Annotated in this window: 22 protein-coding genes; 9 read left to right on the top strand and 13 right to left on the bottom strand. The window is 42.7% G+C overall.

The window, feature by feature from the left end; genetic code table 11:
• Positions 1-17: 17 nt before the first annotated feature.
• The 5 genes from F6J90_RS42785 to proX (F6J90_RS42765) form a co-directional block, all read right to left on the bottom strand.
• A complete protein-coding gene (locus F6J90_RS42785) occupies positions 18-185 on the bottom strand; it encodes a hypothetical protein (protein ID WP_293108845.1) in 168 nt (55 codons plus the stop codon).
• A 256-nt stretch (positions 186-441) separates the two neighbouring features.
• Positions 442-636, bottom strand: a complete 195-nt coding sequence (locus F6J90_RS42780; protein ID WP_293108843.1) for a hypothetical protein — start codon at positions 634-636, stop codon at positions 442-444.
• A 289-nt stretch (positions 637-925) separates the two neighbouring features.
• Positions 926-1948, bottom strand: a complete 1023-nt coding sequence (gene proX / locus F6J90_RS42775; RefSeq protein ID WP_293108840.1) for a glycine betaine/L-proline ABC transporter substrate-binding protein ProX — start codon at positions 1946-1948, stop codon at positions 926-928.
• A gap of 132 nt (positions 1949-2080) precedes the next feature.
• Positions 2081-3199: a NarL family transcriptional regulator gene (locus tag F6J90_RS42770; RefSeq protein ID WP_293108838.1), complete on the bottom strand. Its 1119-nt coding sequence runs from the start codon at positions 3197-3199 to the stop codon at positions 2081-2083.
• A 530-nt stretch (positions 3200-3729) separates the two neighbouring features.
• Positions 3730-4752: a glycine betaine/L-proline ABC transporter substrate-binding protein ProX gene (proX, locus tag F6J90_RS42765; protein ID WP_293108836.1), complete on the bottom strand. Its 1023-nt coding sequence runs from the start codon at positions 4750-4752 to the stop codon at positions 3730-3732.
• A 494-nt stretch (positions 4753-5246) separates the two neighbouring features.
• On the opposite strand from proX (F6J90_RS42765), the gene F6J90_RS42760 reads away from it, so the two are divergent.
• Positions 5247-6176 (top strand): thermonuclease family protein, encoded by a 930-nt coding sequence (locus F6J90_RS42760; protein ID WP_293108834.1) that lies wholly within the window; start codon positions 5247-5249, stop codon positions 6174-6176.
• 152 nt (positions 6177-6328) lie between these two features.
• On the top strand, positions 6329-6457 hold the full coding sequence (locus F6J90_RS42755; RefSeq protein WP_293108832.1) for a hypothetical protein: 129 nt from the start codon (positions 6329-6331) through the stop codon (positions 6455-6457).
• A 10-nt stretch (positions 6458-6467) separates the two neighbouring features.
• Here the strand turns inward: F6J90_RS42755 and proX (F6J90_RS42750) are convergent, their stop codons facing one another.
• Positions 6468-7517: a glycine betaine/L-proline ABC transporter substrate-binding protein ProX gene (gene proX, locus F6J90_RS42750; RefSeq protein ID WP_293108830.1), complete on the bottom strand. Its 1050-nt coding sequence runs from the start codon at positions 7515-7517 to the stop codon at positions 6468-6470.
• A gap of 143 nt (positions 7518-7660) precedes the next feature.
• Positions 7661-7846, bottom strand: coding sequence for a hypothetical protein (locus F6J90_RS42745; protein ID WP_293108828.1), 186 nt, complete (start codon positions 7844-7846; stop codon positions 7661-7663).
• 220 nt (positions 7847-8066) lie between these two features.
• On the opposite strand from F6J90_RS42745, the gene F6J90_RS42740 reads away from it, so the two are divergent.
• From F6J90_RS42740 to F6J90_RS42715, 6 genes are all read left to right on the top strand, one after another.
• Entirely contained in the window at positions 8067-8831 is a 765-nt protein-coding gene (locus tag F6J90_RS42740) for a hypothetical protein (protein ID WP_293108826.1), read from the top strand.
• Positions 8832-8894: 63 nt separating this feature from the next.
• Positions 8895-9815, top strand: a complete 921-nt coding sequence (locus F6J90_RS42735) for a hypothetical protein (RefSeq protein WP_293108824.1) — start codon at positions 8895-8897, stop codon at positions 9813-9815.
• Positions 9816-9995: 180 nt separating this feature from the next.
• Positions 9996-10238, top strand: coding sequence for a hypothetical protein (locus F6J90_RS42730; protein ID WP_293108821.1), 243 nt, complete (start codon positions 9996-9998; stop codon positions 10236-10238).
• Positions 10239-10421: 183 nt separating this feature from the next.
• Complete coding sequence (locus F6J90_RS42725; RefSeq protein WP_293108819.1) at positions 10422-11846, top strand: aspartate aminotransferase family protein; 1425 nt, start codon at positions 10422-10424, stop codon at positions 11844-11846.
• Positions 11847-11854: 8 nt separating this feature from the next.
• Positions 11855-12517: a class I SAM-dependent methyltransferase gene (locus F6J90_RS42720; RefSeq protein ID WP_293108817.1), complete on the top strand. Its 663-nt coding sequence runs from the start codon at positions 11855-11857 to the stop codon at positions 12515-12517.
• Between the two features lie 288 nt (positions 12518-12805).
• The gene (locus F6J90_RS42715; protein ID WP_293108815.1) at positions 12806-13468 is read left to right on the top strand and encodes a class I SAM-dependent methyltransferase; all 663 of its coding nucleotides are present in this window, start codon (positions 12806-12808) and stop codon (positions 13466-13468) included.
• 223 nt (positions 13469-13691) lie between these two features.
• On the opposite strand, the gene F6J90_RS42710 is transcribed toward F6J90_RS42715, so the two are convergent.
• The 5 genes from F6J90_RS42710 to F6J90_RS42690 form a co-directional block, all read right to left on the bottom strand.
• Positions 13692-14594 (bottom strand): class I SAM-dependent methyltransferase, encoded by a 903-nt coding sequence (locus F6J90_RS42710; protein WP_293108812.1) that lies wholly within the window; start codon positions 14592-14594, stop codon positions 13692-13694.
• Positions 14575-15453, bottom strand: a complete 879-nt coding sequence (locus F6J90_RS42705) for a TauD/TfdA family dioxygenase (RefSeq protein ID WP_293108810.1) — start codon at positions 15451-15453, stop codon at positions 14575-14577. Before F6J90_RS42705 ends, F6J90_RS42710 begins: the two co-directional genes overlap by 20 nt.
• 29 nt (positions 15454-15482) lie before the next feature.
• Positions 15483-16769 carry a cysteate synthase gene (locus F6J90_RS42700; protein ID WP_293108807.1) on the bottom strand — a complete coding sequence of 429 codons (1287 nt, stop codon included), beginning with the start codon at positions 16767-16769 and terminating at the stop codon, positions 15483-15485.
• Positions 16770-17202: 433 nt separating this feature from the next.
• The gene (locus tag F6J90_RS42695; RefSeq protein WP_293108805.1) at positions 17203-18951 is read right to left on the bottom strand and encodes a diflavin flavoprotein; all 1749 of its coding nucleotides are present in this window, start codon (positions 18949-18951) and stop codon (positions 17203-17205) included.
• Positions 18952-18960: 9 nt separating this feature from the next.
• On the bottom strand, positions 18961-19152 hold the full coding sequence (locus F6J90_RS42690; protein ID WP_293108802.1) for a hypothetical protein: 192 nt from the start codon (positions 19150-19152) through the stop codon (positions 18961-18963).
• A gap of 259 nt (positions 19153-19411) precedes the next feature.
• Between F6J90_RS42690 and F6J90_RS42685 the strand changes: the two genes are divergently transcribed.
• Positions 19412-19561, top strand: coding sequence for a hypothetical protein (locus F6J90_RS42685; protein WP_293108799.1), 150 nt, complete (start codon positions 19412-19414; stop codon positions 19559-19561).
• Here F6J90_RS42685 and F6J90_RS42680 read toward each other — a convergent pair.
• Entirely contained in the window at positions 19527-21245 is a 1719-nt protein-coding gene (locus F6J90_RS42680) for a diflavin flavoprotein (RefSeq protein WP_293108797.1), read from the bottom strand. The genes F6J90_RS42685 and F6J90_RS42680 overlap by 35 nt on opposite strands.
• Positions 21246-21277 lie beyond the last annotated feature (32 nt).

The following is a 21277-nucleotide window of genomic DNA, read 5'->3' as shown; positions in this document are numbered from 1 at the left end:
TGATTGCCTTTTTGCATTTATATCAATTTTAGCTTTTTTTTAGTGCTTCGTCGCACTCCAGTTTTATTATTTTTTTTTTTTTTTTTTTGTCGGGAGTCGGGAGTCGGGAGTCGGGAGTCGGGAGTCGGGAGTCGGGAGTCGGGAGTCGGGAGTCGGGAGTTGGGGAAAAATCTGGTGTACTTCATTACTATGATAACCGGTATATAAGTATCAAAATAATCAGCACTAACTTGAAAAAGTTTAAGTCTTAATAAACCCATATTATCAACCCATATATAGTCAAAAAAAAGCCGTAGACATAATGTCCACGGCTTTTTCAATGCCACAGTAAGTGGATTTAAATTTTGATGTCAGTCAGATCCCAAACCTAACCTGATGTGATCTTATTTGATTAGACCGGAGCCTTTGCCTGGGGGGAAAACCCCCCAGAAATTTAAGCTGTTATGGCAACAGCCAATACTTCATCATTGTAGTAATCACTTCGTCTGGAACATCAGTTGGCTCCAGAGGGCTCCACTCGCAAATCTCTGCATAGCCCAGTGCATAAAGCATGTGCATACTATGCATTACTGCTTGACGAGAGCCTTTTAGAGTGTGCTCAACAGGTTGTTTTTTTAGGTTTGGGTTTTTTGACATGAATCAAACATTGAATTCGTCGTTATATTTATAATAATAATGATTATACATATTTTTGTCAAGGGTTTTGAAAATTTTTTTTGGGAAATTTTAGGGGTAATCCAAAAAAGCGATGCTATGAAAAATCATCACTTTTTTGGTTATTTTTTGGTTAATGTAATTTAACTTATATAGCCTTTCTAATACCGATGAGATACACAAATTTTTTCCCTACTCCCTACTCCCTACTCCCTACTCCCTACTCCCTACTCCCTACTCCCTACTCCCTACTCCCTATTCCCTATTCCCTTTAAATAGAATCCCCTCCTGCCTTTTTTGCCTCTTCTACCCAGCTATCAAACAACTCTTGATGATTTTCAACCCACTCTTTAGCATGGCGACGGATATCTTCTGGAGTGTTCTCACCCTCTTTGATCTTTAGGCTTTCAACATTAATGTCCTCAGCCGGAATTTGAACCAGTTCAAACCAACGCTTCGCCACCGGGTTAGCCGCCAAAAATTTCTTGTTACCAATAATGCGCTGACGATCCACAGCAAATCCGAGATTTTTTCCGTCTACTGAGGTTTCTTTTTCGGTTAGATTTTTTTGCGATTCCGGAAGAGAAGTAAAGGGAACTTCTAACCAAACTACATCTTGCGTCGGTTTTAATACGGTAGATATCCAGTGAGGATTATAAGCATAATATAAAACACTTTCCCCTTGCTTGTAGCGAGTCATAACATCGACGAGTAGTACAATGTATTGTCCTCTAGTGTGTTCAACCGTATCTTCTAATCCGTAAGCTTTGAGGTGATGATCGATAACCACTTCGCAAAACCAACCAGGATCACAACCGATTAAATTAGCTTTACCATTGCCGTCTGTATCAAATAGTTTCGCAATTTTTGGGTCTTTAAATTGTTCCAGGTTAGTAATATTATATTTATCAGCCGTTTTTTTATCAATCTGATAGCCTTGTATACCATCAGGAGTAAGAACTCCAACTCGCTCTAACTTTTTGGTACCCCCAGCATTGTCAAAAAATTCTTGGTGTCCTCTTTCATAGTTGATAGTACTATAATCTAGGTCGCCATTAGCCACAGATACATAAATAACCGGATAGGTTATTTCTTTCGGTTTTTCGATTTCATAACCAAGTTTTTTGAGACCAATATTGACTATCTCGGTTTGAAACTGTTCCTCGATCCAGTTACTATGGGCAGAACGAACTTTAGTTTTTTTTACAGATGACGTTGACTCACAGGCAACTGAACCCATTAAGCAAGCGATCAGAGTCATTCCTAACGTAAGTTGTCTTACTTGTCGTTTCATGAAATCCTCTCCCAGAGTTTTTATCACTAAGTCTTACCGTCAATCATAACCAGTCATACCAAATCGGCTCTTCAGTACCTTTTATGCTCAACCGACTGCCATGACCATCTGCGTTTATTTATGCCCACCTACTTAGAAGTATGACTTCAATGTGCCCCGTCTGCGCACATCACAAGTTGAACAATGCAACCCTCCACCAAATATATAGTGATCTTTAAAGTCTACCAAAATTGGTTTGAGTCCAATCTCTTTAAAAAACTTGATCGTTGGTTCTTCACTCTTTTCCACAACCACTCGCTCCTCATCAATCATCAGAATATTCATAGAAAGCCAGCGGCTGGACATATGAAATTCGGCGTTTGCCACGCCTCTAGGAGGATAAAGAATCTCCCAGCCTCCCTGCTTAAACATCTCTAGGATATCGGGTGAGATGCACGGACGATCGGGGCAAGACAAGACACGCCCTGGGCCGATGGGAACCCAAGTTGCATCGATATGTATTGGGCTTGGATCACGAAACTTGACTGTGTGGACTTGGTACTCCGAGCCAAGATGCCTCTGCATCCACTGAATTCCCAAGTCATTAGTGACTTGGCTTCTCTGCGCCAAAATGTCTCTGCCGAAGCGAGTGAAATCAGCTGCATCGAAGCAAGGTTCCGACTCGGTGGTAATGAAGCGACCATTAAGAGGGCCGACGCTATGTGGCACAGTAGATTCCCCCCGGAAAAGGGCCATATCTTCTTCAGGATAGTCCCAATCGTAGAGGGCATCAGACATTTTGGGCTTGGGAGCCGCTGTCCAGCGTGCCCCCTGCTGGAAGTATTCTTGGATTAAGGGACGATAGCGCAAGAACTCGAAATAGCGGCATCTTTGAGACATGGGCGCTTCGATGATTTCGTCACCCACAACTAGCAAGACATCCCTCACATCAGCATTAAAGAACCCTGGTGATTCAAAATAAGGTGTTTTAAAGATACGATGGGCATAATCAACAGATTCTGGTCTTCGTACAATTACACCTTCTCCTTCGAGTACTTCTTGAAGGTTATCGAGAGCTTTCGCTGCCTTCTCGACTAATTCTTTAGGGTAGGTTCGTCCACCGTACTGCTGATAGAAGCTCCAGTAGTCCTTTCGTATGAATGTCTTCATATCATGGGTTAAAACAGGTGCTGTAACCCCGTCAATAGTTCCAACAATTATTTCTTCGAGAGGGTCCCATTCGTTATAGCTACAAATCAAGGAGTTGTTCATCTTAACTTATCATCTATAGGAAGATATAGACATAATTTGGGCACTAAAAACCATAAAGTCGGAAGCATATGTGCCATTGAGTTTATTATAGCAGTTTCTAGCATAATGAGGTACACAGGTTTTTTCCCTGTTACCTCTTACTTTCATAGGATGGGTTACGGTTTGGTTCCTCTTTACTGTTCCCTAAAACCAGGTAATCTGTACCTCACCAAATTGAAAACCGCTATATCAAACGAACGAGTAAGTTATCTTTGCTTCAGAGTGTATTGTACAGGGTAATCGCATCTAATTTGGATCTAATTTGGTATAATATAAATCTTACTTAACAAACGACAGGGCGTATAGGTAGAATCCTTGTATTTCCTCGGGGTTTTCCCAGAGCGGCTCTTGGGGTTAACCGTTGGATCTGCGAAGATTTGCATTCTCTAGTCATAGACTACCCTAATCTTTTTTGACTCTTTCGGCGCTTACCCCCCCTTCACTACTACTCTTTACTCCCCTTGTCACCCTTTAAGGCGAAGCGGTTGAATCTAGGTCGAATCACCTCCTGCCTTTTTTGACTCTTCTACCCAGTTATCAAACAACTCTTGATGATTTTCAACCCACTCTTTAGCATGGCGACGAATATCTTCTGGACTGCTCTCACCCTCTTTGATCTTTAGGCTTTCAACATTAATGTCTTCAGCGGGAATTTGAACCAGTTCAAACCAACGCTTCGCCACCGGGTTAGCCGCCAAAAATTTCTTGTTAGCAACAATGCGCTGGCGATCGACAGTAAATCCAAGATTTTTTCCGTTTACAGAGGTGTCTTTTTCAGTTAGATTTTTCTGGGATTCAGGAAGAGAGGTAAAGGGAACTTCTAACCAAATTATATCTTGATCCGGTTTTAATATTGTAGATATCCAGTGAGGATACAACGCATAGTATAAAATGCTTTCTCCTTGCTTGTAGCGAGTCATAACATCGGCGAGTAGCACGATATATTGTCCTCTAGTGTGTTCAACAGTATCTTCTAGTCCGTAAGCTTTGAGGTGATGATCGACTATCACTTCGCAAAACCAACCAGGATCACAACCGATTAAATTAGCTTTACCATTGCCGTCTGTATCAAATAGTTTCGCAATCTTTGGGTCTTTAAATTGTTGCAGGTTAGTAATGTTATATTTCTCCGCCGTTTTTTTATCGATTTGATAGCCTTGGATCACATCAGGAGTAATAACTCCAACTCGCTCTATTTTTTTGGTACCCCCAGCATTTTTAAAGAATTCTAGATGTGATTTTTCATAGTTTATAGTACTATAATCTAGCTCGCCATTAGCCACAGACACATAAATGATCGGATAGCTAATTTCTTTCGGTTCTTCGATTTCATAACCAAGTTTTTCCAGACCAATATTGACGATTTGGGTTTGAAACTGTTCCTCGACCCAGTTACTATGGGCAGAACGAACTTTAGTTTTTTTTACAGAGGAGGTTGACTCACAGGCAACTGAACCCATTAAGCAAGCGATCAGAGTCATTCCTAACGTAAGTTGTCTCACTTGTCGTTTCATTAAATCCTCTCCCAGGGTTTTTATCACCAAGTCTTACCGTCAGTCATAACTATAGCAGTTTTTAATGGGGTAGGGAGTAGGGAGGGTGGGGAGATGGGGAGATGGGGAGATGGGGAGATGGGGAGATGGTGGAGATTTTAAATAAAGGTATTCTGACATGATATAAACCAAAATACTATATCCTAAACTCTACTTATATTGTTATATTTAGGTGTGATTTTACTTATCTAGCGTCTTTAATAGCTATGAAGTACACAAAATTTTTTTCCTGCTCCCTAGTCCCTGTTACCTGCTCCCTAATAAAGGAGCCTTAACCAACATCAAACTGGAGATAAAACTCCACTGACTAAACTAGATTTGTAAAAACATGATATCCTATAGGAAAGGTCAGAAAAACAGTTATCTCACACCCATTATATCTTCTGGCGCTGCACCTCAAACAACAAGCAATTATAATCCCTCATTTCACGGTTGACTAACAAAGAGGAGAGCTAATGAAAGGTACAGTCATCAAAAATCTCAAACTGATCAAAGTTGTTGACGGTGACACCATCAAGATACTCTTGGATAATGAGCAAGAATCAATTCGGTTTGTTTGTCTTGACACAGAGGAAAGTCAGCGCGCTGGCAGTAAACCGATAACCAACGCTGGCATCCTGGCCTCAAAATGGGCGAAGGAGTATTTCGGGGCAAACGAGCAAGGGATACCCAATCAGGATGTATGGGTGGATCTTGAATTCGACACCAACGATCCGGTGGAGGTTTGCCTGGATAAACATCGGGGCAATTATGGGCGATTGCTCTGCTATATCTACAAAGCCGGAGAGCAGGAGAATTTTAATCTGCGTATTGTGCGGGAAGGCTGGAGCCCTTATTTTGTAAAATATGGCTCGTCGCGCCTCTATCACCGCGAGTTTATGGAGGCGGAGGCGGAGGCTCAAGCAAAAAGCATAGGGATTTGGGATCCAGCCACCAATGCTGGTGGCAAGAGCAGAGACTATACCACGCTGATTCCTTGGTGGCATTTACGAAACCAGGTGGTAGAAGACTACCGTTACGCAGGCACTCAAGCCAGGGTGCTATCGGTGCGTCTAAACTACAATGGTATCGTAGAAGCGGCTAAAGCTGGCAACCAAATCACAGTATTGTGTGACCTGCAAGGAGGGATTAATAAATGGCCTGGTAATGGTGCTCTGATCTACGCTGGGTCAAAATTTCACCGGTTTAATCTCTGGATTCCCGATCGGGATTCCGAAGCAGCTCAAACCATCTTGCGACTAATTGAAACCCGCTATGCTAAATCGGGTCGAGGCTATGTGTATGTTTCTGGAACCGCTAGTCTTTATCCTCCCAATCAGGATGGCAAGCCTCAAATCGTAATCACAGATGCCAAGCAACTAGCTGATTTCCCACCTGGACAGTAACATTGCTAGTAAGCATGCAGCTATTAGCTATCAGCTAATGCGCTACTTCACAGGCTAGAAGCCTGTGCCACGCACGCTACGCGAACGAGGTTTATTTTAAGGATTAGGCTGACAGCTGAACGCGCACGCGTGAGCTTTTAGCTCACGGCTGAATGCTTACATGTAATTTAAATTATCTAGCGTTTTTAATAGCTATTAAGTACACAAAATTTTTCCCTACTTCCTACTCCCTATTCCCTACTCCCTACTCCCTATTCCCTATTCCCTGTTCCCTTTACTAAATACCAACAACTAAATAGAATCACCTCCTGCCTTTTTTGCCTCTTCTATCCAGTTATCAAACAACTCTTGATTCTTCTCAACCCACTCTTTAGCATGGCGACGAATATCTTCTGGACTGCTCTCACCCTCTTTGATCTTTAGGCTTTCAACGTTAATGTCCTCAACCGGAATTTGAACCAGTTCAAACCAACGTTTGGCAACTGGGTTAGCTGCCAAAAATTTCTTGTTAGCAACAATGCGCTGACGATCGACAGTAAATCCAAGATTTTTTCCGTCTACAGAGGTGTCTTTTTCAGTTAGATTTTTCTGGGATTCAGGAAGAGAGGTAAAGGGAACTTCTAACCAAATTATATCTTGTTCGGGTTTTAATATTGTAGATATCCAGTGAGGATTCTGAGCATAGTAAATAACGCTTTCCCCTTGTTTGTAGCGAGTCATAACATCGGCGAGTAGCACAATGTATTGTCCTCTAGTGTGTTCAACGGTATCTTCTAATCCGTAAGCTTTGAGGTGATGATCGACTATCACTTCGCAAAACCAACCAGGATCACAACCGATTAAATTAGCTTTACCATTGCCGTCTGTATCAAATAGTTTCGCAATCTTTGGGTCTTTAAATTGTTGCAGGTTAGTAATGTTATATTTCTCCGCCGTTTTTTTATCGATTTGATAGCCTTGGATCACATCAGGAGTAATAACTCCAACTCGCTCTATTTTTTTGGTACCCCCAGCATTTTTAAAGAATTCTAGATGTGATTTTTCATAGTTTATAGTACTATAATCTAGCTCGCCATTAGCCACAGACACATAAATGATCGGATAGGTTATTTCTTTCGGTTCTTCGATTTCATAACCAAGTTTTTCGAGACCAATATTGACGATTTGGGTTTGAAACTGTTCCTCGACCCAGTTACTATGGGCAGAACGAACTTTAGTTGTTTTTACAGACGACGTTGATTCACAGGCAACTGAACCCATTAAGCAAGCGATCAGAGTCATTCCTAACGTAAGTTGTCTTACTTGTCGTTTCATTAAATCCTCTCCCAGGGTTTTTATCATGAAGTCTTACCTTCAGTCATAACTATAGCAGTTTTTAATGGGGTGAGGTACCTTCGTCTTGGGTTTTAGGGAGCAGGGAGCAGGGAGTAGGGAGTAGGAAAGCTAATCTCTATCATTCCAGCCTTGCTAGTTTGTCGCAGGTACTACGCCATAGCATCTGAACTAAGGTACATCGAGAGCAAGTCTCTGGCAAAAAGATCGATGATGGTGATATTAATAAAAAATTTGGACTTGGCATCAGGTAGTTTTGATACAGCCATCTGTGTGGGCACATTCAACGAAAAACATACTCCACCGACATGCCTGGATGAGTTGGTTTGGATTCCCAAAGATGGTATTATTATATTTGACTACCATAATTTATGTGGATTTAGGGTTTCTGCGCTGATAGGAGTATATCGAGAAGTCTAGAAGATGAACATTGATCGAACAGACGAATACTTTTCAAGGATTACCTTATGATTGTGCTGAAATCTGGTTTAGTGAATTTGTATACTGCTCCCACGGGGTAAGTTCATTTAAATATACAATTCTACAGGAGGTTAACTAATGAAACAAAAGGGTTATACTGTCACATTTCCAAATACAGATGAAAATTTAATTCGAGCCGAAGAGTATTTTATCTTAACCGAAAATGACCAAGAGCAAAAACTGAGGATTCAAGATTATAAACAAACCTACAAAATTCCTGGTTTATATGAATATGTTTTAGTCGATTTGCTAAAGTATAATACACACAATATAATTAGCGAACTTTTGATAAATGAAGTTACCAAATCCCAATCCCTTGCTTCTGAATTATCGGTTTTAGATTTAGCTGCAGGAGTTGGTTTACTTGGTCAATGTCTTAAGGATAAAGGTGTCACTTCAATTGTAGGAGCAGATGTGGTTATAGAAGCGGCAGAAGCAGCTAAACGAGAACGACCAAATGTTTATAATAAGTATTATGTTGAGGAATTTCCTAATGTAACTAATGAAGTTCATAATGAGTTAGAAAATGCCAAGTTTAACTGTTTGGTCTGTGCTTCTGCCCTAACAGGAGGATTACCGGCTTCGGGATTTGCTTTTGCCTATAATTTAATTGTTGATGGAGGCTGGATAGCTTTTAATATTAAAGAAGATTTACTTGATACTCAAAGCCAGCATAATGGTGGTAAAATGTTGGCAACCATCATTAAAGAAGGTATTTTATCAGTCAAAGCTAAACAGTCTTATCAACATCGTCTTTCTGTTAATGGTAATTCCCTCAATGAGCTAGCATTAATAGGAGTTAAAATATCAGATATTCCTCAAACAATGATTAATAGTGATTAATACCTAGATAATCTTTTTTGATTTAATTGATTTTTAGCTTTTTTTAAGGTGAATGTGAAGGATATGAATAGAGATTCTTATAGACCTTTGACTCCCAAAGCAGATGCAACTGGTTATCTGCTCAAGATGATTCCCCAGTTTATTTACGAATTGTTACTAAAGTATGGACAAGATGTAGAATTTAGAATTGCTGATATCGGTGCAGGAACAGGTACATTGGCAATCCGTATTGTTGATGAAGCTATAAAACGGGGAATAAGTTCCTGCATTGTCTATGCTGTTGAACCAGAAGAAAAAGATGTAGAAGTAGGCATCAATATCTGTAAAGAAAATGGGTGTTATTACGAAAGTACTAAAAGCTTGGGTGTAGCTTTCAAACAAGAACCCTATACAGAAACCACTTTTGAACCTCAGTTTCTGCATGGCATTATCTGCAATCCCGGTCAGTTTATTGCTCCCAAAAAAATTGGCGATTATTTGCCTTCTTATGGTCAGACTGGAGATGAATTAGGATTGAGAAGATTAGAGGTATTTGTTCGCAATGCAGCAGTTCACTTATTTCCAGATGGACTTTATTGCGGACAGCATTTATCCCCTGCTAAAGAAGGTGATCATATCGCTGCTCTGGAACTAATACAAGATGCTTTTGGCTCTGATGCAGAGGTTCGATATCACGACAAAATCTTACCCAGAATCACGAGTCAGGAGTTTATGAAAGGCGAATTAGCTTCGTTGCTTGAAGATTGCCACTGGAGGGATTATGCCCAAAACTGGATTGACGATTTCTCAGTTAAATTTCCCTGGTTAGCCTCTGTGGCTTTTATTGCTTGTCCTACTGGAGGAGGAGGAAAAATTACGAATACTAGTCAACCATCTTACGATCCATCCCTAAAAATTGAGGATAGAATTGCGATTCAAGCTACCACCGTTCGAGAAATCAAAGAACTAATTGACAGGGAAAATTTTGGGCGGGTTAACAAATAGTACACCTTGCCATAAATACATTGCAGGATATAGTTGAGTTTAGACTTCATTGTGATTAGTCATTGGCTACCGCAATATTCTAACAGCTAGTGGAAAATAGTCCGATCTGGAAGTAGGGATTAGGGAGATGGGGAGATGGGGACCCACCCCTAACCCCTCCCAGGAGGGGAATATGGGGAGATGGGGAGATGGGGAGATGGGGACCCACCCCTAACCCCTCCCAGGAGGGGAATATGGGGAGATGGGGAGATGGGGAGATGGGGACCCACCCCTAACCCCTCCCAGGAGGGGAATATGGGGAGATGGGGGGGATTTTTATTAAGGGTAATTATCCTGACATCATATAAACCAAAATACTATGTCCTCAACTATACTTTCCTTGCTACCGATAGAATAATTAAAATTTTTATCTGGTTGATTTAATATCCAAAACCGGTTATTATTGATATAATTGCCGCTTATTTGTATTAGACTAAATCCTAGTACAGCTGTCGATATTCTATCCAAGAATAGCGTTTTTTTATGGTAATATTATAGAGTCAATTTTACCAAACCCGACTCCCGACTCCCGACTCCCGACTCCCGACTACCCATTCCCTACCCCCTATGAAAGATACAGAAACAACCCTGACTAAAGCCTTTACCATAATTCTCAACTATTTAGAAGGTAATTTGGATCCCGAGCCCAAAGTCGTTAATTATCAAACCGCTAATGGTCTTAAGGAAAAACTCGATTTAACGTTACCCGATGAAGGAGTAGCGTTAGAAGCGTTAATTCCTATAGTAGAATCTTACCTGAACTATAGCGTTAGAACCGGTAGCACTCAATTTTTTAATCTACTTTTTAGTGGGTCTAGTATTCCGGGAATAATAGCCGACATGGTGACCAGTGCCACGAATACTACCATGCACACCTATGATGTCGCCCCAGTAGCCACCCTGATGGAAATAGAATTGATTAAAAAATTGACCAGTTTAGTGGGGTTTAATCCAGGTGAAGGGTTGATGGTAACTGGAGGAAGTAATGCTAATCTGATCGGAATGCTTTGTGGACGACATCAAGTTTTACCGGAAGCTAAATTGCAGGGATTGGGTAATCATCAGTTAGTTGCCTTTGTTTCCGAACAAGCTCATTATTCCTATTTAAAAGCTGCCAATTTGTTAGGGATTGGCATCCAAAATTTAGTCAAGGTTAAATCTGATGTTGATGGCAAAATGATTCCCGAAGCACTAGAAGCTGCGATTCAACAGAGCTTATCAGAAGAAAAAACACCGTTCTTTGTGGGTGCAACTGCCGGTACAACTGTTTTAGGAGCTTTCGATCCGTTACCGACCCTTGCCGAAATTACCAGGAAATATGGCTTGTGGCTGCATGTCGATGCTGCTTGGGGTGGGCCGGTTTTATTTAGTGAAAAACACCAGCATTTGTTAGCAGGAAGTGAGTTAGTTGATTCGTTTACTTGGGATGCTCATAAGTTAATGGGAGTTCCTTTAATTTGTTCGGCTATTTTAGTCAAAGAAAAAGGAATATTGTCAGAAGCTTGCTCTGGGGGAGGTACCGATTATCTATTCCATGATGATGAAAATGATTTATATAATTTGGGAACTAAGTCGTTACAATGTGGTCGGAGAGTAGATGCCCTAAAATTATGGCTGTGTTGGAAATACTATGGCAAAAAAGGTTATGAGCAGCTGGTGAATCATTTATTTGACCTAGCTAATTATGCCACCGAGTATATCCGCCGTTGCGATAATTTAGAATTAATCGCTGAACCACAATTTTTGAATATTTGTTTCCGTTATATCCCCAAAGATAAACAGCTTGACTCTACTGGGTTAGACCAGCTGAATCTAGACATACGCAACCAATTATTTCATTCTGGCACAGCTTTTGTCAACTATGCTCATTATCAAGGTCAGGTTATGATTCGGTTAATTCTCGCTAACCCTGAACTGCAAAAAGCTGATCTAGAAATCTTTTTCCATAATTTACTTGATGCTGGTAAACTAGGTGAAGCTGTTAAAGGATAGAAGCAATCATGAAAGATAGCAAAGACTTTTACGAAGGGATGGGATTAAAGTTTCTGGAGCCTCAAAATCAGACGGAAGGAATCAGGGAGTATATGGAGTTAGAGGATGACTTTATACTGAAAACCTTTGAAGGGGTGGATAGTGTTCTGGATGTAGGATGTGGTGAGGGACGTTATATTCGTAAGCTTGCCCCCATTGTAGGAAAGATCACAGGAATTGATTTTTCAGAACAGCTTGTAGCCTTAGCTAAAGACTCCACTTCTACGTTTAATAATGTAACCATTTTAGCCGGAAGAGCAGAACATTTAACAACTCTAGTTCAAGAAAATTTCACTTACGGTTTACTGGCATGGAATACCATTGGCAATATTCCTCAACAGCTTCATAAAGCTATTTTGGATAATCTGGCAAAATTAGTAGATAAAAAGATATTTATCTCTACGTTTAAATCTAACCAAGACGTCATGGATGAGCGCTTACGCTATTACGCTAAAACGGGTTTTAAGGTAGAAAGCATCGATGGCAATCAAGTAATTTTAGAAGGGGGATTGCATCATGCTAATGCTTATCCTTTCAGCTATTTACAGGAGTTGCTTGAATCGGCAGGATTTTCTATGGAAACTCATGATTTGGGCTTTGTTGGTGTGATGATTGAAGGAACTAAACAATAATTTGACTGAATGAGATTTTCCCCACCTTGAGGAAAATCTCAACAATCACAACAGGGATTTAACGTTAAGATTTAAGTCATATGCGTTAGACCAACTGAATCTAGACATAAGCAACCAATTATTTCATTCTGGAACAGCTTTTGTCAACTATGCTCATTATCAATGTCAGGTTATGATTCGGTTAATTTTGGCTAAAGCTGAACTGCAAAAAGCCGATATAGAAACGTTTTTTCATAATTTACTTGATGCTGGTAAACTAGGTGAAGCTGTTAAAGGATAGAAGAAATAATGAAAGATAGCAAAGACTTTTACGAAGGGATCGGATTGACTTTGCTCGATCCTCAAAATGAGACAGAAGGAGTCAGGGAGTATCAGAAGTTAGAAGAAGAATTTATTAAGAAAACCTTTGAAGGGGTGGATAGTGTTCTGGAGGTAGGATGTGGTGAGGGACGTTATCTTCGTCATCTTGCCCCCCTTGTCGGTAAGATCACAGGAATTGATTTTGCCGAACAATTGGTAAACATAGCTAAAGAATCAACTGCCGATTTTGATAATGTAAAACTCATTCTCGGAAGAGCGGAACATTTACCTACTCTGGTTCAAGAAACGTTTACCTATGCTCTACTGGGATGGAATACCATTGGCAATATTTCTCAAGACGTTCATAAACCTGTTTTCGACAATCTAGGAAAACTAGTAGACGAAAATATATTTATTTCGACTTTCAAATGTGGTCAAGAAGTGATGGATGAGCGCTTACGCTTTTATGCTAAAACAGGTTTAAAAGTAGAAAGTATCAATGGCAATCAAGTGATTTTAGAAGGGGGTTCCCATTGTCCTAATGCTTATCCTTTCAGCTATTTCCAGGAGTTGCTTGAATCTATAGGATTTTCCATGAAAATTCATGATTTGGGCTCGGTTGGTGTGATGATTGAAGGAAGGAAAAAATAAGTTTACTGAATGAGATTTTACCGGGAGCATGTCAGTTTTGTTAATTCCTGATTCAGATCCCCCTAAATCCCCCTTAATAAGGGGGACTTTTCAATCTAATTCCTGAATCTAATTCCCCCCTTGGTTAAGGGGGGTTAGGGGGGATCTATGTACATAATTACAAAGGTGACATACTCCCGATTTTCCCCACCTTGAGGAAAATCTCAACAATCACAACAGGGCTTTATTCAGACTTGAGATCGTAAGCATAAACGGTAGCCTCCCCATGGGAAGCCCGCCCCGCAAGCGCCCCATTGATTAGCTCCTTTGCAGAGCCATCCCCTAGCACCGTCTCGACCTGAGCCACAAACTGGCTCATTTCGCCTGGTGTCAGCAAGGCAAATGCCACATCTGTTGACCGCCAAGCAGGGTCGAGGCTTAGCCTCACCATCTGTTCATCCTGGGCTTCAATCCAGTGGGATTCCCCTGGGGTTACATTAGCGGTCATTGTGAAGCCCATTTTCTCCATCATCGATGTAAACCAAAGACCCTCGGTCAGGGACCAGACCGAATCCAGACGCTCCCACGCTGATTCTGGAAATAGGTTAAAATGCCAGTAAGCTTTACGACGCTGCTCTCGGCTAGTAGTGACAAGTACAAGTCGTCCACCAGCTTTCAGCACTCGTTTTGCTTCCGCGATCGCCCGCTCACATTGCTCCGTTAAAGACGTTGAAGTTTCGGCTGAATGGACGTCTTCCCCTCCAAGGTGGTGTAGCACTTGGGCCAACAGCACTAGGTCAAAGGAACTCTCCTCAAAAGGAAGCTTGGTGACAGAACCCACCTCAAAGCTGGCATTGTCCAAGTCTTGACAATTTTCTTGGGCGATCGCAATCCGCGCGGAATCTGTGTCAATTCCAATAACTTTACTGGCCACCTCAGCAAGGTATCGTGCGTGCTGCCCTGTGCCACAGCCAGCGTCTAATACCACATCTCCTGGGCAGAGAAATCCCAAGATCTCTTTTACCCCAAAGGGGCTGCGTGCTTGGTTGTATTGGGCCGCTGACTGGTCTGAATTGTTGTCGCCGTAACCAGCCTGATGGTCATCTTGCTTCAGGTAGTGCTCGATATTACATGGTTTCCTTGGCATCCCCTGTTTCCCCTACATAACGCTCTGTCCGCAGATGGGGGTCGTGAGCCACCACCCGATGCATTCGGCGCAGGCCAAGGTAGTCTGCCCTAGCCAGGTGCTGCACTCCAAAGTTGTCCCAGATCACCACATCCCCCTTAGTCCAGGAATGGCAAAGAACCTGGTCTGGACCGTTGGCTTGCTCAAAGACGCGGTTCATAAGTTCCGTACTCTCCTGTTCCGACATTCCTACCAAGGACACCGTGAAATTTGGGTTCAGGTAGAGTAGTGGAACACCTGTGTCGGGATGCTTAATCACTGCCGGATGAATAGCCTGCACGTCATTAGTCACATCATCCGGTCGGTTGACCCGGGCATAACCCTTCTGCAGAGAGTGGAGAGCGCTGATACCATGCAACTGCTCCCTTAGTTCCGGTGACAGATTGCGGTACATTTGGTTAGCATTTTGGAAGCAGGTATTACCACCGCTAGGAGGCAGGATAAACCCACATAATACGCTGGCCCGGGATGGGTTAACTCGCCAGCTCATATCTGAGTGGAATAGGAAGGAATCCGCTGGAATCCCCGTGTCACCCATGGTTTCCAGAATTTGCACCTTGCCAGTGCTGTCTTTGGGTGCGTTTACTGGGTGGTAGTTCTCGATCTTCCCGAAAAGTCCCGCCAACTTTAACAGACTTGCATCAGCTTGGATTGGTTGATCACCGAAACTGCCTCCGTCAGGAGGGATGATCACTACCCCATTTTCGTAGAGCAGCTCTCGAATGCGATCGCATTGTTCTGGGGAATTAAGATCAACGTTCGTCAGCTTCACCCCAAAGGGTTTGATTTGATGGACTGCAAGAGTGGATAAGGTTTTCATGGATATTGAAATGTTTAATTGGTAAACCGTTATGATACACTGGTAATTCTCTGTTCCAGAAAATCAGGTTCGATCTCTTCAGGTGTAAAAACTAAATCAGGTTTGAGGTAGTGTAAAGGATAATCTTGGCGCATACGTTTGTAGCCTCCACTAGTAATATTGAGCACAATGGTTTCCTTTTTACCTATGTTCCCCGCCTCAACCGCTTGAATTAAAGCACCAGTTGCCACACCTGCAGCAGGACTAATATCTATTCCTTCCAATTTCTCAAATATAATCCTTGCTTTCTCTGATTCGTCATTAGTGACACCATACATTTCTCCATCAGTATCAGCCAATGCTTCATAAAGTCCTCCCGCAAGAGAGTAAGCCGGATTTCGGTTGGTAAGTACCTTAGCAGAAACCTGACTAATGCATTTTTTGGCTTCTATTTCGCTCAAAGCAGTAATGTCTCGCTTACCCGCTTTCCAGGCATCGGTCATGGGTGTAAAAGGAATGTTTTGACACAGGTGAAGCTTCATTTTTTTGTTGCCAAATCTGCCATCTGCTAAAAATCTGAGATTGGCTTCGTAAGCTGAAATCCCACCAGTACCGGAACCGACGGCTTGGAAATAGTGATCAGGAATTTCCCCAATGGTTACTGTAGCATCCACAACGGTTAGCCCCATTCCATCCCGTCTGGCTACATTTCTAGCTCCTCCTTCCGGAAAGAAACCCTCTAATTCACTGATGATTTTTCCGATACGAATCGCATCGGAGTAGTCACCATTCCCACCAACAGCAATCAGACGAACACAAGAATCAAAACGATCCTTTGACCAGATGGCGGATAAATTTTGCTCTGGAATGACCAAGCAAAAGGGGATTTTCAGCTTAGAGCAAACCGTAGCAAACGCTCGGCCAGTATTTCCAGCTGAAGCAACGACGAGGGTTTTGGGGTTATCCTCTGGTATTCTAGCTAATATCGGGAAAGCTTCTAATTCTTTAAAAGAACAAGTAAAAAGATGAGCATCTCGCTCTGGCCAATACCCATTGAAAGAAATGAAAAGATGATCTAATCCGAGATGGTGAGCCAGATTCTGGCTTTGATACGTAATCGGTTTACCATCTGCCTCTAAGTATCGATCAACCGGTAGCCAATCGATATATCGGAATAAACCTGGGAGATTCTCTTTGACTTCTAGCTTTTGGTTAGGATAGACAGCACGCAGAAGGGATGGCTCATGTTTCTCGTCACAGCAAAGGCGGAAAGGGTCTGGTTCATAGTCTTTTCCACACAAAGTGCAACGCAGGATATATTTGAGTTTAGACTTCATTGTGATTAGTCATTGGCTACCGGAATATTCTAGCAGCTAGTGGAAAATAGTCCCATCTGGAAGTAGGGAGTAGGGAGTAGGGAGTAGGGAGTAGGGAGTAGGGAGTAGGGAGGGTGGGGAGATGGGAAGATGGGGAGATTTTTATGAAGTATAATGATCCTGGCTATAGATTAAAAAAAAGCGATACTCTTTGCTGAGCATCACTTTTTTTAGCTGTATAGCAGTCGAAGTAAAGGTTAAGACATAGTTCTATTCCCTGTTCCTTTTAAACAAAAAAATAGCACTACGCATTAAGCTTAGGACATTTATACAAGGTGAAAAGCTGTTATAGTAAACTTTTGCCTTTTGCCTTTTGCCTTTTGCCTTTTGCCTTTTGCCTTTTGCCTTTTGCCTTTTGCCTTTTGCCTTGCGCGTAGCGCTATACAATGTCCTATTAATAATAGGTCCCCGACTTACGATGATGCAGGGCAGTTACTCCATCAGATAGCACCTTACCATTTTTAACCACCCCATAAACTAGCCAGTGGTCACCACATTCCATCCGATTTTCTACAGTACATTCCAAATAAGCTAGGGCATCACTTAGAATTGGACAACCATTGTCTGCTTCTTCTATATTTATCCCACCAAATCGGTCTTCACCAGGCTTAAAAGGTTTGAGAAACTGCTTCATCAAGGGTAAATGTTTGCCGTCTTCTAACACATTCAAGACAAAATGATCCCCAGTGTGCATCAAAGACTCAACTGCTCGTTCTTTAGCTACCGCTACGGTTAACCCTGGAGGAGTAAAGGTAGCTTGAGATACCCAGGAAGCTAGCATCGCTCCGGTCAGGTCTTGTTGTTTAGTAGTCACAACACACAACGAACCAATCAACCGTCCCACCGCTTGCTCAGTGCGGGCAGCGGAAGACTCACCAGCAGGTTGCTTGGGTTTCCGGGCTTTTTTGGCTTTTTTCAGGGCTTGAGCAAAATCTGTACCAGCTTCTTCACAGTATTTGAGGTCTTTGTCTGTAGGCTTAAATTTGACCCGAATCGTCTCAAAGCCAAACTGGTAACCGGCATCCCGGAACTTACTTTCTAATAGGTCAATGGCTTCCCCACTCCAGCCATAGGAACCAAAGACACCCGCTAGCTTAGTTTTCGTAGCGCTAGATAAAACCATACCCAAAGCGGTTTGAACCTGGGTTGGTGCGTGACCTCCTAGGGTAGGAGAACCCATGATAAATCCGTCTGCTTTCTCGACAGCAGCTCCAATCTCTTCCGGGTCAGCTGCCTCACAGTTAAGGGATTCTACCGATACACCAGCCTTAGTGATACCTCTTGCGATCACTTGAGCAATCGCGCCAGTATTTCCGTAAGCTGACGCATAAATTAGGGCAACATTTGCCTCTTGAGCTTGTTGTTGCTTACTCCATTTACCATAGGACTCAGTTAGTTCTTGAAAGCCATAGCGCACCAAGGGTCCGTGACCGGTAGCATAAAGCTTAGCATCAAAGTCAGCTAATTTAGCTAAAGCTGTTTCCACCTGTCGGGCGTGGGGTGCCATCAGGCAATCAAAATAATAGCGTCGGTCTTCGTTATAAACCCTCCAACCTTCATCCATTACCTGGTCTCCACAGACATGAGCACCAAATAATTTATCTGTAAATAGGATTTGAGTTTTAGGATCGTAGGTACAAAGCTGATCAGGAAAACGGGGATTAGGGGTAGGGATAAAATCTAGGATGTGACCTTCACCTAAATCGAGAGTATCATCCCCTTTCATCACCAGGATTTTGAGCTCCTGTTCTGGAATAGCTTTATCCTCTAGTTTCTCAAACAGAGTGCGCAAGGATTTAGCACCAGGATTGGAGCAAACAAAGGTAATCTCAGGAGCAAGTTTGAGCAGAGCATTCAGGGTAACCAGGCGATTGGGATTGAGGTGACCGAGGATGACATAATCGATCAGCTTTGGGTCAAGGCGTTCTTGTAATGCTTTGAGAAACACCTCTGTAAAAGATTCTCCTGGTGGATCGAATAGGGCGATTTGATCAGCTCGAATTAGAAAAGAATTAGCAGTGGTACCTCGTTGCAAGGCATATTCGATTTCAAATTTGAGCCGGTCCCAAGTACGCGATCGCAATATGAGCGTATCGGTGGCAATATGCAGGGGTTGGACGTCACGGGGTTTTGTATTGTTCATGGGTTCAGGTTAGCCGGTTACATTTATAGCGGTTTTAAATTTGGTGAGGTACACAGTTCCTGGTTTTAGGGAACAGGAAACAGGGAACAGGGAACAGGGAGCAGGGAGCAGGGAGCAGGGAGCAGCGATGCAGCGCGGTCTTGGGGAGGCAGTGCGGTCTTGGGGGTTCCCCCCATGAGCAACTGCCGTGGTTTCCCCCATGAGCGACTGCATCAAGACGGGAGCAGGTAATAGAGAGGAGTGAAAAATATGTGTACCTCATTAATGTTATAAATGCTAGAGTATTTAACTCTTAAGGAACACATTTTAAGGAACACATTTTAAAACCCAAACCCCAGCAAGGATTTAAGATTTTCAATAAAAATGTGTTTCTTACTAGTGTTGCGCTTTGGCGCGATCGCCCCTAGGCGCGCAGCTGAGATCTTGCACCAGTAGAAAAAAACTTAATAACAGAACGGAAGTGATAACAATCAATTTCAGTACGGAAAAATTCAGATTTTATCACTGTTCCCTGTTCCCTGTTCCCTGTTCCCTACCTTTACAGGTAAATTTTAAACTTGGTGCAAGATGTGGGTTTAGTAATGATTTCCAACTTTCCGATGGTGGATAGCAGTCAGAGACTCTGGCTTAGAAACCCGTCCTGTCTCAACGGTAGAGTAAACAATCCAATGATCACTACATTCCATACGGGTGGTAACTTTACACTCTAGATAAGCTAGGGCATCGGTCAGAATCGGGGAACCGTTTTCTGCTGTTTGTGTATTCACTCCTGCAAAGCGGTCAGCACCAGGTTTGAAGCGCTTGAGGAAGTGTTTCATTAAGTCTTGGTAGTTGCCTTCTTCGAGTACATTGAGTACAAAGCGGTCTCCCACTTGCATCAAGGATTCAATCGCCCGGTCTTTGGCTACAGCAATGGTGAAACCCAAAGGCTCGAAGCTAGCTTGGCTCACCCAAGAGGCTAACATCGCACTCTTGACATCCCCTTTCTTAGCCGTGATGATATATAATCCACCACTGAGACGACCTAGGGCTTTGTCTAGGTCTGTATCTAGGGATTTCATGTTCTTGATCAAGCGATCGCGACTCAGCCATTGCCCCATGTCAGTACCGGCTTCTTCACAAAGCTTGTAAGTGGTTTCACTAGGAGTATCTTTGATCCGAATCCCAGGAAACGCTTCTTTGAGTCCTAGGCTTCTAAATTGACTGCGTAGGGGGTCAATCGGTTCGTCATCTTCGCCATAGGATTCAAACAGACCAACGGATTGCTTGGATTTGACCGCAGCAAGTACCGTGCTAACTGCTGCTGTAGTGGTGCTGTTTGTGGTTGGAGGCATCCCAATTACTATGCCAGCAGCACGGTTAACTGCTTCCTGAACCTCTTGGGGGTCAGCGGATTTGAGGTCCATCATTTCCACAGCAATCTCAGTTTTGGTAATGCCTAGGGCGATCGCTTGAGAAATGCGATCGCTATAGCCATAATCTGAAACATAAAACACAACAACGGATTTTTCTGCCTTGGCCTTGGCTTGACTCCAGTTGCGGTAATTTCCTACCAGTTGTTCTACATTGTGGCGCAGTAGAGGACCATGACCATTAGCAATAGTAGTCACCTCTCCCAACTTGTCCATCCGCTTGAGAGCAGATAGTACTGAGCGGGCGTTGGGAGCCATCAGGCATTCGTAGTAAAATCGATAATCTGCTTCTATAGCGCTGAGGTTGTGATCATAGGTGCTAGCAGAGCAGTAGTGCATGCCAAAGACATCACAAGTATACAGCACCTTAGTCCCGGCATCGTAAGTGAGCATGGTGTCGGGCCAATGAAGATTAGGGGCATTGACAAAATCCAGGATATGCCCATTGCCTAAATCCAGCTGATTACCACTTTTGACAATTTGCCGCTGAAACGGTTGGTGTACAAAGTCTTCCAGGAACTGGATTGCCATTTTCGAGCCCACCACAGTAATATCTGGAGCCAGTTCAAGCACATCTTTAACTAAGCCACTGTGGTCTGGTTCAGTATGGCTGATAATTAAGTAATCAATATCGGTAGGGTTAATCAGTCCGGTTAGAGTATCTAAATATAGCTGGCGGAATTTTTCATGGGACGTATCGACCAGGGCAATTTTCTCACCCCGAATCAGATACGAGTTGTACGTGGTGCCGTTTTGTAGTCCAAATTCGATGTCGAAGCGATCGCGATCCCAATCCAAAGAACGAATAGTTGTGGTATCTGGAGCAATCTCGCTAGTCTCTATGGTTAGCCGCTTTTGAACCCGGTCAGTGAGTACTACCATCCCTTTACTCCTTTATCCGCTATTTTTAAGTT

The organism is Moorena sp. SIOASIH, assembly GCF_010671925.1.
Taxonomy (GTDB): domain Bacteria; phylum Cyanobacteriota; class Cyanobacteriia; order Cyanobacteriales; family Coleofasciculaceae; genus Moorena.
The sequence above is the reverse complement of the archived record's forward strand: the minus strand, read 5'-3'. Positions and strand labels throughout refer to the sequence as shown.

What these genes read in the sequence shown, in the direction of transcription:
- F6J90_RS42785 (WP_293108845.1), bottom strand. Translation starts at nt 185, where the DNA reads ATGAAGTACACCAGATTTTTCCCCAACTCCCGACTCCCGACTCCCGAC.
- F6J90_RS42780 (WP_293108843.1), bottom strand. Translation starts at nt 636, where the DNA reads ATGTCAAAAAACCCAAACCTAAAAAAACAACCTGTTGAGCACACTCTA.
- proX (WP_293108840.1), bottom strand. Translation starts at nt 1,948, where the DNA reads ATGAAACGACAAGTAAGACAACTTACGTTAGGAATGACTCTGATCGCT.
- F6J90_RS42770 (WP_293108838.1), bottom strand. Translation starts at nt 3,199, where the DNA reads ATGAACAACTCCTTGATTTGTAGCTATAACGAATGGGACCCTCTCGAA.
- proX (WP_293108836.1), bottom strand. Translation starts at nt 4,752, where the DNA reads ATGAAACGACAAGTGAGACAACTTACGTTAGGAATGACTCTGATCGCT.
- F6J90_RS42760 (WP_293108834.1), top strand. Translation starts at nt 5,247, where the DNA reads ATGAAAGGTACAGTCATCAAAAATCTCAAACTGATCAAAGTTGTTGAC.
- F6J90_RS42755 (WP_293108832.1), top strand. Translation starts at nt 6,329, where the DNA reads ATGCTTACATGTAATTTAAATTATCTAGCGTTTTTAATAGCTATTAAG.
- proX (WP_293108830.1), bottom strand. Translation starts at nt 7,517, where the DNA reads ATGATAAAAACCCTGGGAGAGGATTTAATGAAACGACAAGTAAGACAA.
- F6J90_RS42740 (WP_293108826.1), top strand. Translation starts at nt 8,067, where the DNA reads ATGAAACAAAAGGGTTATACTGTCACATTTCCAAATACAGATGAAAAT.
- F6J90_RS42735 (WP_293108824.1), top strand. Translation starts at nt 8,895, where the DNA reads ATGAATAGAGATTCTTATAGACCTTTGACTCCCAAAGCAGATGCAACT.
- F6J90_RS42730 (WP_293108821.1), top strand. Translation starts at nt 9,996, where the DNA reads ATGGGGAGATGGGGAGATGGGGACCCACCCCTAACCCCTCCCAGGAGG.
- F6J90_RS42725 (WP_293108819.1), top strand. Translation starts at nt 10,422, where the DNA reads ATGAAAGATACAGAAACAACCCTGACTAAAGCCTTTACCATAATTCTC.
- F6J90_RS42720 (WP_293108817.1), top strand. Translation starts at nt 11,855, where the DNA reads ATGAAAGATAGCAAAGACTTTTACGAAGGGATGGGATTAAAGTTTCTG.
- F6J90_RS42715 (WP_293108815.1), top strand. Translation starts at nt 12,806, where the DNA reads ATGAAAGATAGCAAAGACTTTTACGAAGGGATCGGATTGACTTTGCTC.
- F6J90_RS42710 (WP_293108812.1), bottom strand. Translation starts at nt 14,594, where the DNA reads ATGCCAAGGAAACCATGTAATATCGAGCACTACCTGAAGCAAGATGAC.
- F6J90_RS42705 (WP_293108810.1), bottom strand. Translation starts at nt 15,453, where the DNA reads ATGAAAACCTTATCCACTCTTGCAGTCCATCAAATCAAACCCTTTGGG.
- F6J90_RS42700 (WP_293108807.1), bottom strand. Translation starts at nt 16,769, where the DNA reads ATGAAGTCTAAACTCAAATATATCCTGCGTTGCACTTTGTGTGGAAAA.
- F6J90_RS42695 (WP_293108805.1), bottom strand. Translation starts at nt 18,951, where the DNA reads ATGAACAATACAAAACCCCGTGACGTCCAACCCCTGCATATTGCCACC.
- F6J90_RS42690 (WP_293108802.1), bottom strand. Translation starts at nt 19,152, where the DNA reads ATGGGGGAAACCACGGCAGTTGCTCATGGGGGGAACCCCCAAGACCGC.
- F6J90_RS42680 (WP_293108797.1), bottom strand. Translation starts at nt 21,245, where the DNA reads ATGGTAGTACTCACTGACCGGGTTCAAAAGCGGCTAACCATAGAGACT.